We start from the raw sequence: 13,681 nt of genomic DNA, 5'->3' as shown, positions 1-13,681 counted from the left end.
CCAGGCTAAATGAATTTTACAAAAAGTAACATATGGTTCTCCTGACAGTAGAGTCGATAAGCAAGCAGTACGGTTTGAAGAAGCTGTTCGATAACGTTTCTTTTGGCATCGATGAGAAAGACAAGGTTGGCATTATCGGAACGAACGGTAGTGGTAAAAGTACGCTTTTGAAAATACTTGCTGAAAAAGAACTGCCCGATTCAGGGACTGTGATGATGGGAAAGCAAAGCCGCATTTCCTGGTTGCCCCAGGATTCTCCCTACAATCCCGATGATACGGTGCTGGAGGCGATATTGAAATCGGGCGAAAAGGAGCTGCGGCTGGTCTATGAATATGAGATGGTTTGCAAGGCGCTTGAAGAAGAGGGCGGTCAGGGGCAAAAGTTGATTGAAAAGATGACCAGTTTGTCACATCAGCTCGATATTAACAATGCCTGGGATCTGGAGGCGCATGTAAAAAGTGTGCTTGGTAAGCTTGGCCTGCATGATGTATCGGCAAAGATGGGTGCGCTCTCGGGTGGACAGCGCAAACGTGTTGCGTTGGCACATGCGCTTGTTATGCCAAGTGATGCCCTTATTCTCGATGAACCTACCAACCATCTCGATGCTGACAGTGTCGAATGGCTGGAAAACTATCTCAAGAGGTATCAAGGAGCATTGGTTCTGGTAACGCATGACCGATATTTTCTTGATCGGGTGGTCAATCGTATGATCGAGCTGGATGGAGTATCGGCAAATGTTTTTACCGGAGGATATGCAAGCTACCTGCAGCAGAAAGCCGAGCAGGAGGCGCAGGCTGTTCGGGCTGATCGTAAACGAAGAGCTCTCGCCAAACAGGAGCTTGCATGGCTTCGAACGGGTTGCAAGGCTCGAACGACGAAGCAGAAAGCCCGGATTCAACGTGCGGAATCTCTTGTGGCTGAGCAGGGTGTTACCGAAAAGGAGAAGCTGGATATTGGTTTTGGTTCTGAGCGCCTCGGAAATAAAATTATCGAGTTGCATGAAGTCTCGAAATCCTGGGATGGCGAACCGTTGATTGCATCATTCGAATACCTGTTGCAGAAAGGAGATCGGATAGGCATTATCGGGCCCAACGGCTCAGGTAAAACAACGCTTCTCGATCTTATTGCAAGCAGAGTGTCTCCTGACAGTGGTAGGATCGAAACAGGGCAGACAGTAAAGATCGGGTACTACGATCAAATGAGCAGCGGTCTTGATGATTCCATGCGGGTAATCGATTATATCAGGGAAGAGGCTGAGCATATAAAGCTGAGTGATGGAAATGAACTTTCCGCATCTAAGATGCTGGAGAAATTTCTTTTCGACCCATCTGTTCAGTACAATCTGATCGGGAATCTTTCCGGGGGAGAACGGCGCAGGCTTTATCTGCTCAGAAAACTCATGATGTCTCCCAATGTGCTACTGCTCGATGAGCCGACCAACGATCTCGACATTCCGACATTGCAGGTACTCGAAGATTTTCTCGATCTTTGGCCGGGCTGCGTCATAGCGGTCAGTCATGACCGGTATTTCCTCGACAGGGTGACCGAGCACATTTTTGCCTTCGAGGAAAACGGAAAGATCAGGAAGTATCCCGGGAACTACAGCGTTTATCTGGAGATGAAAGCGGCACGGGGTGAGTTGAAAGAAAACGTGGCAGTAGAAATGCCTGGAAAGGCATCGAGAGAAAAAAGCAACAGCACCGGTCCTCGAAAGCTCAGTTACAAGGAGCGGCGTGAACTTGATGTACTGGAGAAAAAGATCGCTGAAGCTGAAGAGCGCCAGGCCTTGATTTCTCTGCAGTTGAACGACGCCGGATCGGATTTCGATCTGGTCAGACGGCTGAGCGAGGAATTGCAGTTGTTGCAGGGTCAGCTTGAGGCAGATATGATTCGCTGGGAGGAACTTGCTGAACGAGCATAAAGCACCAGCTTTATATGATTACTGCTGTTCTGCTTGAGAAAAAGTGTCGATAAAAAAAGTGTGATAATTGGAGAAATGTCTATATTATAAGGAGATAAAGGGCATTATTTTTTTCTGCAACCCCATTTCCCAAGGAGTCGGCTATGTCACTCGACCAGGCAAAAGCGGCGATCAACAAAATCAAAACCGACAATGCTTTTCGTGAAGAAATTATGGCTGTTTCCGATGTCGGCAAGCGTGTTGAGCTTCTCAATAAGCGAGGTTTTCAGTGCACAATGGCGGAGATCGAGCATTTGACAACACCTGATCTCGGATTTGACCTGAAATGTGGCGAAATGGTTATGCCTCTTACCTGTCCGGATGTTAAAACCTGAAATGCTTTTGTGATGAGCTTCCTGTATTCTTTAGAGGAGTAGCTTTTACTCATTATCTGAAGGATAGATGATCCGATATCCCTTGTTTTCCAAAGTTTCGAAGGGTTTGTTGAGCAGGTCGCAGCTTGTTTCCGCTGTTTTGAAGATATCATAGGTCGATTCCATGCATTGGACAATGTATTGCTTGAAATGAGTGCAGGTTTCTGTCTTTGATAACCGCTTTCTCGGGCAGGCGTTTCTGCAAATCGGCAGGAAGCAGCATTTACGGCACTCTTCATTCGCATACTGGTCGGTTCCTACCGTATAGAGGACAGGAAGTTCATGGTTTGACAAAGGTTCATCACTGTTTACGTTGCCTATTGTTTTTTCTCGCATCCCGACATCTTCCCAGCATTTGTAAAGTTCGCCCGAAGGGCCGGAGACAAAAGAGTTCGTAAAATGGGCGATGCATAAGCCGGTGTCATTGCTTTTCGGATAAAGCATGTATTTGGTTATAATGCCGTATTTTTCGTAAAGATCAAGGCAGTATTTCGCCCATTCACCGGTGTTTAATGTCGATGACTCCTCTCCTTTTACCCTTGCAGGATAGACAGTTACTTTTTTTCCTTTGTAACGCTTCATGAGTTTTTCACGCAACGCGGGGAAGCACTCCCTGTTGTTTTTGTCGATATTGACCCTGATATCGCATTTCCCCTTGTATGAAGAGCTCATCAGCTGGTCGATATTGGCAAGGACTTTCCCGAACGTCGGCCTGCCGTCATGTAATTTTCTTCTTCTGTCATGTACCGTTTTCGGGCCATCGAGTGTGATCTGAATACTGTTGATTTTCAGGTCGTTGAGTGCTTTGATTTTCTTGATGTCGAGCAGGAAGCCGTTTGTCGTCATCTGTGCACCATGCAGCTTCATGCCTTTTGCAAGCATTTTGTTTGATATCAGCTCAACGGTGTCAAAAGCCAGCGTTGGTTCGCCTCCATACCAGTCAATATGAATATTTCCAGCTCCGGATTTTTTCCTGATGAATGCGAGGAGGTTCTCGATGGTTTCTTCGCTCATGACCGTTGTGTCGTGCTGACTGTTTTCAAAACAGTAGCTACAATCAAAATTACAGGCAAGCGTCGGGCAGATGGTAAGCGAAAGGTCTCCACGCCCGTAGCAGTTGCAATTCTTTTTGTACTGCTTGAGCATCAACAACTTTTCGTTTTCTCCTCGTTCAACGAGAATATGTTTTGCTTTTAAAAGTGATATGAACGATGTATCGAAACCGTTATCGGCCACAGAGGGTTCCATTTCAAGCTGCTGCAGAAAACGGTAGTGCGGCTCGTCAACCTGGATCAGGCAGTTTGACATGGTACTGTAAAGAAAGTACCCGAAGCGTTCAGAATGGAACAAGGTACTGTATTTTGACCAGGTAGGCATTGTCGAGGGAGACTTGGTGTTGAAAGATATGTTCGGTCAATTTTCCCTGGACGAATGTTCAGGTTGAAACTCGGGATGGCCTGTCTGCCAAAAGGCGAAACTCAGTACATCCGCAAGTGTTTCGAATTGCTTGGTTTTTGTATTACCGATTCCATGTCCCGACTGAAAATCAGTGTAAAACAATACGGGTTTTCCCGAAACGCTTGCTGCCTGCAGATGGGCGGCGAATTTCGCGGGTTGCCAGGCGATCACTCTCGGATCATTGATGCCTGCTGTAACAAGAGCCGCAGGGTAGGTAACTCCTTTACGGATACTCAGGTAGGGATCCATTGCTATCAGCGCTCTGCATTCAACTGGATCGTTGAGGGTGCCGAACTCCGGTGTGTTAACCGGTCCGTTAGGTGTTTCTTCTCCTCGAAGAGGGTTCATGGCTCCGACCTGGGGTATGACGGCGGCAAAAAGGTCGGGGCGCTCAGTCATTGCCTTGCCGACAAGAATACCGCCAGCGCTTGCACTGTTGATCGCTATGTGGGAAGGGGCGGTGTATTTTTTGTCGATAACATATTCTGCGCAGCTGATCAGGTCTTGCCATGTGTTGAATTTTGTCGTTTTCATTCCTGCCTTGTGCCAAGCGTCTCCCATTTCTCCTCCTCCGCGGACGTGGGCAACAGCGAGAATTCCGCCCTTGTAGGCCCAAAGAAGGAATGGCGGGTTGAAAAACGGTCGTAATGACTTTCCATAAGCCCCGTATCCATAGAACAGAACAGGATTCCGGCTGTTTTTATTGAGACCTTTTTTATAAATCAGGGAAAGCGGGACTTTCACGCCGTCATGTGACGGTACCATGATTTCCTGGACAACAAGATCATCGTATTCCGGATATTCAGCTGCTGATGAAAGTGTTTCATAAACAAAGGATTTCGAGGCTTCATCGTAACGGTACCGTTTGTAATCACTACTCCATCCGGAGATGACAACCCATACATCGGGAAACTTAAAGCCTTTGGTGCTCAGGTGTATGGTTCCCGCAGGAAAGGGCAATTGTAATTTTTTCGCTTTTTTCCGGTTGAACTTTTTGTGGAAAAACTCCACTTCCACACCGTTTTTCGATAGTGTGTAATATATACCGTTACTGGTAAGATTGAACGATGTGAGTACCGCATCGGGGTTTTCCGGAATGACCGTTTCGGCATGGTCGATGTCCGGGTGAAAAAGTGAGGTTTTCAGAACTTTGAAATTCGGAGCTTTTTCCGGAGTGTAGAGGTAAAGATCCTTTTCGGTAACAGCGAAATCGTGAATGTTGTTTTCGGGTTTGAGCAACGGTTTCCAGGAAATTTTCTCCATCCCAAGCTCTGACACGGGGGCATAAAACACCGTAAGGCGTCGATCTACGTTATGAACAAAAGCGTAAAGGTGTTTGCTGTCCTTGTCGTAATGAACGGAGGGTATATCTTCGGGCTTGATGTTCATTTCAGGATTGGTGGCACGGGAAAAAACTTCCCTGTCAAGAGACGGATCACTGCCGACTTCGTGAAGATAGACCTTACTGTTTTTTTGTATATCGGTATCATGCTTTCCGCTTTTTTGAAGACGATTATAAAGAAATGCGCTTCCATCCGGCAGCCATGATGGTGATGCAAAGCGGCAACGGTCGATTTTTTCAGGATAAAACCGGCCTGCTTTTACATCCATGATCAGCACGATATCATCTTCGGAGCCGTCGGCTGCTACTGAAACCGCCACTTTCGAGCCGTCATCGGTAGGAGAAATGTTGCTGACGGCATATTTTTTCTGACTGTTTTTCGAAAAATCAGAAGGATCGAAAAGCAGGGATTCGGTACCCTGGAACCCTTTTCTGTAATACAGTTTCCCGGTTTCGTCGGCAGGTGTTCTTTTCAGATAAAAGTACCAGTCGTTGTCCGTTATGACAAGGTTATAGACTTTTGCAGCTTTTCGACTATCGAAGTCCTGCATTTTTTCAATGAGCGAGGTTCTGCCAGGGATTTTTTCGATAATCGATCTTGCATATTCTGCCTGTGCTATCAGCCATTGCCGGACAAAAGGATCCTCAAGGTTTTCCATATACCGGTAAGGGTCGGCAATTTTTTTGCCGCAGTAAGATTCTTCAACTATTTTTGCAGGAGCGTTAAGCGGTTTTTTTGCAGTCGAAGCATCATCAGCTCTTGTTATTTGCGGGTATGCGTTCCAGAAAAGAGAAAGGATAAGGAAGAGAGAGAATGCTTTTTTCATGGTCACGTAATCTCATTCGTATTTGCCTGTTGCCGGATCATGTAGGGGGTAATATGCCTAAAGCTGGCTGTAATCTCCTAATGAAACCCTGAAATGAGAGAATACCGGGCATCGTTCTTTTTGAAAAGGAAACTCGAAATTATCGATCAGCGGGTACACTGGTGATATTGTTGTGATTGGTTGATAAGTTATTATATTTTATTTTCTTATGAGTTTTTATGTTTTGCTTTGAGCAAAAAGAAAACGGCCCGAGTGCAGAGTGAGCAGGGGCCGTTTCTTACAGGAAGGGTTTTATTGTTAATCGTTTGTTCGCCCCCATCGTTTGATGGTGCGTTCTACTTTTCTTTCACTGACCTTTCTTTTCAATTCGTTTTTGGTTCGATTTGTTTTTTTAAACTGGCGTTGTTCCTTGGTGTTACCCCTGTTTTCTGCAAAACGCTTTTCTTTGCGGTCGTTGTTTTGTTTTGTCCAGCGCTTTGTTTTCACTGTTTTTTCTTTGACGACAATTTTTTTATCCGGATTCTTGCGCCATGTTTTTGTTTTTCCGGGCTCTTTGCGAATAAAGCGTTTTTCAGTATCTGTTCTGATTTTGTAAGCTTTATTTCTTTCACGTTCGGACCTTACCTTGTAGGCAGTTCTGTTTTCATTCTTTGACCTCGCCTTATAGGACTTTTTGTTTTTATAGTCCACGTTTCTGTCAGGTGCTTTTTTCCAGCGGTTGACTGCAGGCCGGTCAGAATGGTAGTAAGCGCTGTTTCTGATACTTTTTTTCTTTTCCTTATGGACAAAATGACGGTGTTTCAGCCAACGATGCTTGTTGGACTTCCGGTATTCATGGTTGCAGTATTCCCTGATTTTATGCCAACGGTGCTTTCTGATCTTGTACGGCAGTCTGTTGTGTTTGACAACGGTCCATGGTCCATAATAATAGTGTGAGTTGTACCAGTGTCCGCTGTGGTAGACGTAGTAGAAGTTGTTGAAAAAGAGCAAGTCGTAGGGTGAGCCTACAGAAGCGTAAAAGCCGAGCTGTGGAATGTATAAGAGGTTTGGCGCATATGCCGCGTTGTAATAATAATCACCATAGTATACCGGGTGGTATGCGATGGCACGGGGGCCTCCGAATCCGATGTGCACGTTTACATCAGCCTGGGCAGGTGCGGCTGTCTGGCAACCCATCGTTGTTGCAAGCGCTGCAACAAGAAAAAGCGTTCCTTTTTTCATAATTCGATACTCCTCTCATGTATTCATAAGTAGCAAATCTCATATCGTTGCCGTGTGAAGCAGATTTTTCAAGTGCCTTTAAAAAATTAGACGATAGTCGAAGAAAAACCTTGCAGATCAGGTTGTCAGCTTTTGAGCTTCTGAAGGAGAAAGGCCATCGAGCGGCCCAGATCGAGCATGTTTTCCATCCCTTCCTTGTCATTGGAGACTTCTGCTTCGGTTCTGCCTCCGAAACCAAGGTTCCAGTAGGTTGAGCCGACAATAAACATACCGCATATCTGATAAAGATGATTGATGCTGTCGTAGGCGTGTACACCACCTCCTCGCCTGAGTGAAATAACAGCAGCGCCTGCTTTGTACCGGAAGAGTTGGCCGTTGACTCTCGAGACGAAACCGGCACGGTCGATGACCGCTTTGAGTTCCGGGGTAATATCGGCGAAATAGGTTGGCGAGGCGAGAATGAGGCCGTCTGCTTCGAGCATTTTTTCAAAAAGATCGTTGAAAAGGTCGTTTTTTGTCGCACACTTCTTATCCTTGCGCTCGATGCACTTGTAGCATGACAGACAACCCCGGACGATTTTCCCACCGACCTGAACAAGCTCGGTTTCAATTCCCTCGGCTTCAAGGGATTCGAAAACTTTCTCGATCATTTTATGCGTGTTTCCCTCTTTTCGAGGACTTCCGTTGACAGCGAGTACTTTCATGGTTGGTGACAGGTTAAAGGTGTGCAGTGATAGGTGAACAGGCTCATAAGGATAAAACTTTTTCGATCTTTTCCAGGGCTGCCAGCATATCGGACGGCAAGGGTGCCGTCAGGGAGATTCGCTCATGAGTGGTCGGCTGAAAAAAAGTTAAACTTTCAGCGTGCAGCGCTTGGCGGGGGATGAGCTCCAGCAAATTTTTCACGAAGCTTTCACTTTTGCTGAACGGCAGTTTGAATATGGCTGTGCCGCCGTAAGTTTCGTCTCCGAGAATGGGCGTACCGATATGTTGGAGATGGACCCGAATCTGATGCGTTCTTCCGGTATGGAGCGTCAGTTCGACAAGCGAGAAGTAGTGCAGGTTTTTCTGGACCCTGTACTCTGTAATGGCCGTTTTTCCCTCTTTTCCTTCAAAATCATAACAAGTCATCACTTTTCGGTCGCGCGTAGATCGGCCTATGTTTGTTTTGACGATTCCTTCGTGAGGGTCGGGCACACCCCGGACAATGGCTTGGTATTTTTTTTCGACCTGACGATTAGCGAACTGACGTGCCAGCCTGTGCAGGGCGATACTGTTTTTCGCGACGATAATCAACCCTGAGGTGTTTTTGTCCAGCCGGTGGACAATGCCCGGCCGGAGTTCGGATGCATCGAGCTTTTCGGCGTCGGTACCAAGATGGTAAAGGATTGCGTTTGCAAGTGTTCCTGTCCAGTTGCCGAAAGCGGGGTGAACCACCATGCCGGGGGCCTTGTTGATGACCATCAGATCTTCATCCTCATAGACGATGTCGACCGGAATGTTCTCCGGAGCAAGTTCCGGTGCCGGGGGACGGAGAAAAGTGATCTCTATGCTGTCGAGAGATTTTATTTTGTAATTGGCTTTGACGGTTTTTCCGTTTACCAGCACCCGGTGTTCCGAAATGGCCTCCTGAACCTTGTTGCGTGTGGCATTTTCAACCTGTTGCGCAAGATAGACATCGATACGCATCGGCTTCTGGGTTTGGGCGACCTGCAACGTCATTTTTTTTGGTTCCTGACGTTCCGTGTCCTGTTCTTCCTGTTCGCTTTTTACCGGTTGATTTTGCATCTTGGGTGAGTACTGTGAAATTCTATATGGCATTATAATAATACATAACAGCGTAATTCTCATGTCAGGTAAACGAGAAGGTAAGTCTTTTGATTTTGATGTGGCCGTTATCGGGTCAGGACCGGGAGGTTTCGAAGCGGCGATTAAGGCGGCAGGTTGTGGTTTGAAGGTATGTGTTGTCGAAAAAGGTGCGATTGGTGGCGTTTGTTTGAACTGGGGGTGTATTCCGACCAAGGCGCTGCTGAGAAGTGCCGAAATTTTCCGTTTGGCCGGTGATGCCGGACCTTTTGGCCTCGAGTGTAAAGATTCGATCGTCGATGTGGCTCAGGCTGTGAAAAGAAGTCGAAGGGTCGTGCTGACGATGTCCAAGGGTGTTGAATATGCTTTGAAGCGAAACGATATCACGGTGAAACGAGGTGAAGGCTCGTTTGCCGATGCTCATACACTTACAATAACCCGCAACGGTGAGGTTGCCGAAACGGTGACGGCGGAAAACATCATCATTGCTGCCGGCGGTTCTGCAAGAGAGCTTCCGGGATTGGAGTTCGACGGCAAAACCATCATCTCGAGCCGTGAAGCACTTGCAATGCAGACTGCGCCGAAAAAGATGCTTATCGTAGGAGGTGGCGCGATAGGGGTGGAGATGGCATGGTATTTCGGTGCAGCGGGAAGTGAGGTTACACTGGTGGAGCTTATGCCGGAGATTCTTCCTCTTGAAGATATAGAGGTGGGAGAGGGGCTAAGGCGTTCACTTGCCAAGGCAGGGATCGAAATTATTACTGAAGCTGCCGTGAAAAGAAGTGAAGTGACGGAAGGAGGCATTCTTGCTGTGGTACGTTTGCAGGACGGCAGTGAACGGGTGGTGGAAGCGGAAAGTATGCTTGTCGCGGTTGGCGTGGTTCCCAACACGCGTGACCTTGCCCTTGAAAAAGTCGGAGTTGCTACAGAAAAGGGTTTTATCGAAACCGATGAGTTATGTCGTACCAATGTCGGCAACATCTTTGCCATAGGTGATGTCAGAGGAGGGATGCTGCTTGCACACAAGGCTTCGGCTGAAGCCGGAGTTGCAGTGAAGGCTATAACGGGGAAGAGGAGCGAGCCGGTTGACGAGAGCAAAGTGCCCCGTTGTGTCTACGTTGAACCGTCGGTGGCATGTGTGGGATATACGGAAAAAAAAGCCATTGAAGCTGGTTTTAGAGTAAAGGTCGGGCATGCTTTTTTTGCCGCCTCGGGAAAAGCGAGCGCATACGGAGTAAGGGAGGGTTTTGTGAAACTGGTTTTCAATGCGGACAGCGGAGAACTGCTTGGGGGTCATGTGCTGGGCTATGGAGCGGTGGAGCTGATCGGAGAGTTGTCCCTTGCACGAGGTCTGGGTGTGACGGCAGAACAGCTTGCTGATGTGATTCATGCTCATCCGACACTTTCAGAATCCATAAAAGAAGCTGCTGAAAATGCGTTGGAACAATAAATCATGAACCCGGAATCCTGAATTCCGGGGATCTTTTTTTGCCTTTTGACCGTTGCCTTTTGACTTTACTTTTGCCTTTTTTTTAAAGCATTTTCTATTCTCTTGTTAAAACCATAAATTCATGGTTTAATTGTAAACGTCTTCAATTAAGTAAGCCTTTTCCCGCAGTGGTAAACGCAAAGGGTTGGGGTGTTTAACCAAATCATCAATTATGACTCAGACTGCTTCAGCTGCAAACAACACAGCAAGTACGAAAGCAAAGGAAGGTTCGGTTGTCAAAAAAGCTTCCGGCCCAAAGAAAGCGAGAACCAAAAAGAAGCAAGGACAGGCTTATCCTTTTACGGCGATCGTCGGTCAGGAAGAAATGAAACTCAGCTTGATTCTGAACATCATCGATCCGAGGATTGGCGGAGTGCTTGTGATGGGCCACAGGGGGACTGGTAAAAGTACGACTGTTCGGGCGCTTGCAGAGGTGTTGCCGATGATTGAGCGGGTCAAGGATGATGTTTACAACCGTAATGTTAACGAGTATATCGAAGCTGAAAAGCCTCAGAGAGGAAGAAAAACCCTTGCTCCGGAAGATCTGACTATCGAGGATATTCCGGTTCCGGTCGTTGATCTTCCGCTTGGTGCCACTGAAGACCGTGTTTGCGGTACCATCGATATTGAACAGGCTCTGACCAGCGGTGTCAAAGCTTTCGAGCCGGGTCTCCTTGCCCAGTCCAACCGCGGCTTTCTCTACATTGACGAGGTAAACCTGCTCGATGACCATCTTGTCGATGTTCTGCTCGACGTGGCAGCCAGCGGAAGAAACGTGGTCGAACGTGAAGGTATCAGTATCCGGCACCCTGCACGTTTCGTGCTCGTAGGTTCCGGCAACCCTGAAGAAGGTGAGTTGAGGCCTCAGCTCCTTGACCGCTTCGGGCTCCATGCAAGGATTATCACCATTACCGATGTCGCAAAAAGGGTGGATATTGTCAAAAGGCGTCATGCATATGATGAAGACCCTCAGGCATTCCTGAAAAAATGGTCACGTGAACAGAAAAAACTGCAGAAGAAAATTCTCGGTGCAAAAGATCTGCTGCCTGAAGTCACCATGTCCGACGAGGTGTTGACTGATGTCGCAAAATTGTGTATGCAGCTTGGTATCGACGGTCATCGCGGTGAGCTTACAATTACAAGAACAGCTCATGCCTTTGCTGCGTTCAGCGGAGACAAGGAAGTCACTATGGATCATGTTCGCGCAATAGCAGGACTTGCCCTGCGTCACCGTCTGCGTAAAGATCCGCTTGAAACCATGGACCCGGGTGAAAAAATCGAACGTGAACTTGCAAAAGTGCTTGGAGAAGTAGAAGAAGTATAATGATAGCTTTTACCGATATTGTAGGCATGGATATGGCCAAACAGGCGCTTATGCTCCTTGCGGTCGATCCATCTCTCGGCGGGGTAGTGGTCCCCGCAGCTGTAGGGTCGGGCAAGTCGACGCTTGCAAGGTCTTTTGCAGATATTCTTCCCGAAGAAACTCCCTTTGTCGAACTCCCTCTTAACGTAACGGAAGATCGTTTGATCGGCGGTGTCGATCTCGAAGCGACATTGGCCCAGGGCGAACGAGTCGTGCAACACGGTGTGTTGTCGAAAGCTCACGACGGGGTGCTCTATGTCGATTCTCTCAGTCTTCTCGACAGTTCCGCCGTATCACATATCATGGATGCCATGTCGAGAGGTGCGGTGCTTGTCGAGCGCGAAGGGCTCAGCGAGGTGCACCCGTCGAAATTCATGTTGATCGGCACGTACGACCCTTCAGACGGGGATGTCCGTATGGGGCTGCTCGACCGGATCGGCATGATTGTGCCATTCAACACGCAAAACGATTACAGAGCGCGAAAGCTGATCGTTAAATGTGTGCTCGGTGAAAACGGCAGCGAGGATACGGAGGATGAGCTGAAAATGCTCAAGGGCCTTATCCAGGCGGCAAAAGAGCAGCTACCGCTCGTTTCTATGACGCGTGAGCAGATGCAGGGGCTTATTCAGTCTGCGGTTAGCCTTGGGGTCGAGGGTAATCGTGCGGATATTTTTGCCATAAGGGCTGCAAAAGCGAGTGCTGCGCTCGCCCAACGCACCGATGTTGACGAGGATGACCTGAAACTTGCCCTGAAACTGGTACTGGTGCCCCGCGCAACGCGTATGCCGGAATCGGAAGAGGAAGTTATGGACGAGATGCCTCCTGATGAGGAGATGCCTCCCGAAACGCCTGAATCTGAAGACCAGGAAGCTCCTGAAGACAGTTCAGAGCCTGATGCCAATGAAGAAGAGGAGCAGGAAGAAACTCCGGATATGATCGAGGAACTCATGATGGAGGCGGTTGAGACCGAGCTTCCCGACAACATTATGAATATTTCCCTCGCCGCGAAAAGGAAGAGCAAATCCGGCAGCCGTGGTGAAGCATTGAACAATCGACGAGGCCGCTTCGTGCGCTCGCAGGAAGGTGAAATGCGCAGCGGCAAGGTTGCGATTATCCCTACCCTGATTTCAGCTGCGCCCTGGCAGGAGAGCCGCAAGTTGGAGCGAAAGAAGAAGTACGGCAAGGTCAATACAGCTTTGGTGATCAACAAAGAGGATGTCAGGATAAAGAAGTTCCGCGACAAATCCGGTACTCTCTACGTATTTATGGTAGACGCTTCGGGCTCGATGGCCTTGAACCGTATGCGGCAGGCAAAAGGCGCGGTATCACATCTGCTCCAGAATGCCTATGTGCATCGTGATCAGGTTTCATTGATTTCTTTCAGAGGAAAAGAGGCGCAGCTTCTGCTGCCACCGTCACAGAGTGTCGATCGGGCGAAGCGTGAACTCGATGTACTGCCGACAGGTGGAGGAACACCATTGGCATCGGCGCTTTTTCTCGGTTTGGAGACTGCAAAACAGGCTCGCACCAAAGGTGTGTCTCAAATCATGTTCGTGTTGATTACGGACGGAAGAGGCAACATCAGCCTTCAGTCTTTGTACGATCAGGATGCACCGAAAGCCACCAAGGAAGAGGTGGAGAATGAGATCGAGGGTCTTGCGGCAACGATTTTCGCTGAAGGAATCGCTTCGGTCGTGATCGATACCCAGATGAACTATCTTTCAAGGGGAGAAGCACCGAAACTCGCGGAAAAACTTGGCGGGCGTTATTTTTATCTGCCTAACGCCAAAGCCGAAGAAATTGCGATGGCGGCACTCAGTTGAACGATGGCAAACGGCTA

The 13,681-nt window shown here is 48.1% G+C and carries 10 protein-coding genes; 5 read left to right on the top strand and 5 right to left on the bottom strand.

The window, feature by feature from the left end; genetic code table 11:
- Positions 1 to 32: 32 nt before the first annotated feature.
- Both CR164_RS06365 and CR164_RS06360 read left to right on the top strand, forming a co-directional pair.
- The gene (locus CR164_RS06365; protein WP_110023109.1) at positions 33 to 1,922 is read left to right on the top strand and encodes an ABC-F family ATP-binding cassette domain-containing protein; all 1,890 of its coding nucleotides are present in this window, start codon (positions 33 to 35) and stop codon (positions 1,920 to 1,922) included.
- Positions 1,923 to 2,065: 143 nt separating this feature from the next.
- Positions 2,066 to 2,296 carry a Nif11-like leader peptide family RiPP precursor gene (locus CR164_RS06360; RefSeq protein ID WP_110023108.1) on the top strand — a complete coding sequence of 77 codons (231 nt, stop codon included), beginning with the start codon at positions 2,066 to 2,068 and terminating at the stop codon, positions 2,294 to 2,296.
- 45 nt (positions 2,297 to 2,341) lie between these two features.
- On the opposite strand, the gene CR164_RS06355 is transcribed toward CR164_RS06360, so the two are convergent.
- From CR164_RS06355 to CR164_RS06335, 5 genes are all read right to left on the bottom strand, one after another.
- A complete protein-coding gene (locus CR164_RS06355) occupies positions 2,342 to 3,712 on the bottom strand; it encodes a radical SAM/SPASM domain-containing protein (protein WP_110023107.1) in 1,371 nt (456 codons plus the stop codon).
- Between the two features lie 36 nt (positions 3,713 to 3,748).
- Positions 3,749 to 5,962, bottom strand: a complete 2,214-nt coding sequence (locus CR164_RS06350) for a prolyl oligopeptidase family serine peptidase (RefSeq protein ID WP_110023106.1) — start codon at positions 5,960 to 5,962, stop codon at positions 3,749 to 3,751.
- A gap of 297 nt (positions 5,963 to 6,259) precedes the next feature.
- The gene (locus CR164_RS06345; RefSeq protein WP_110023105.1) at positions 6,260 to 7,183 is read right to left on the bottom strand and encodes a hypothetical protein; all 924 of its coding nucleotides are present in this window, start codon (positions 7,181 to 7,183) and stop codon (positions 6,260 to 6,262) included.
- 125 nt (positions 7,184 to 7,308) lie between these two features.
- Positions 7,309 to 7,887 (bottom strand): flavodoxin family protein, encoded by a 579-nt coding sequence (locus CR164_RS06340; protein WP_110023104.1) that lies wholly within the window; start codon positions 7,885 to 7,887, stop codon positions 7,309 to 7,311.
- Between the two features lie 43 nt (positions 7,888 to 7,930).
- Positions 7,931 to 8,971: an RluA family pseudouridine synthase gene (locus tag CR164_RS06335; RefSeq protein WP_110023103.1), complete on the bottom strand. Its 1,041-nt coding sequence runs from the start codon at positions 8,969 to 8,971 to the stop codon at positions 7,931 to 7,933.
- A 61-nt stretch (positions 8,972 to 9,032) separates the two neighbouring features.
- Between CR164_RS06335 and lpdA the strand changes: the two genes are divergently transcribed.
- The 3 genes from lpdA (at position 9,033) to bchD (ending at position 13,664) form a co-directional block, all read left to right on the top strand.
- Complete coding sequence (gene lpdA, locus CR164_RS06330) at positions 9,033 to 10,439, top strand: dihydrolipoyl dehydrogenase (RefSeq protein WP_110023102.1); 1,407 nt, start codon at positions 9,033 to 9,035, stop codon at positions 10,437 to 10,439.
- Positions 10,440 to 10,650: 211 nt separating this feature from the next.
- The gene (bchI, locus tag CR164_RS06325) at positions 10,651 to 11,802 is read left to right on the top strand and encodes a magnesium chelatase ATPase subunit I (protein WP_110023101.1); all 1,152 of its coding nucleotides are present in this window, start codon (positions 10,651 to 10,653) and stop codon (positions 11,800 to 11,802) included.
- Positions 11,802 to 13,664 (top strand): magnesium chelatase ATPase subunit D, encoded by a 1,863-nt coding sequence (gene bchD / locus CR164_RS06320; RefSeq protein WP_110023100.1) that lies wholly within the window; start codon positions 11,802 to 11,804, stop codon positions 13,662 to 13,664. The genes bchI and bchD overlap by 1 nt, the downstream gene beginning before the upstream one ends.
- The last annotated feature ends 17 nt before the right edge of the window (positions 13,665 to 13,681 follow it).

The sequence above is a fragment of the Prosthecochloris marina genome (assembly GCF_003182595.1).
Taxonomy (GTDB): Bacteria; Bacteroidota; Chlorobiia; order Chlorobiales; family Chlorobiaceae; genus Prosthecochloris; species Prosthecochloris marina.
The sequence above is the reverse complement of the archived record's forward strand: the minus strand, read 5'-3'. Positions and strand labels throughout refer to the sequence as shown.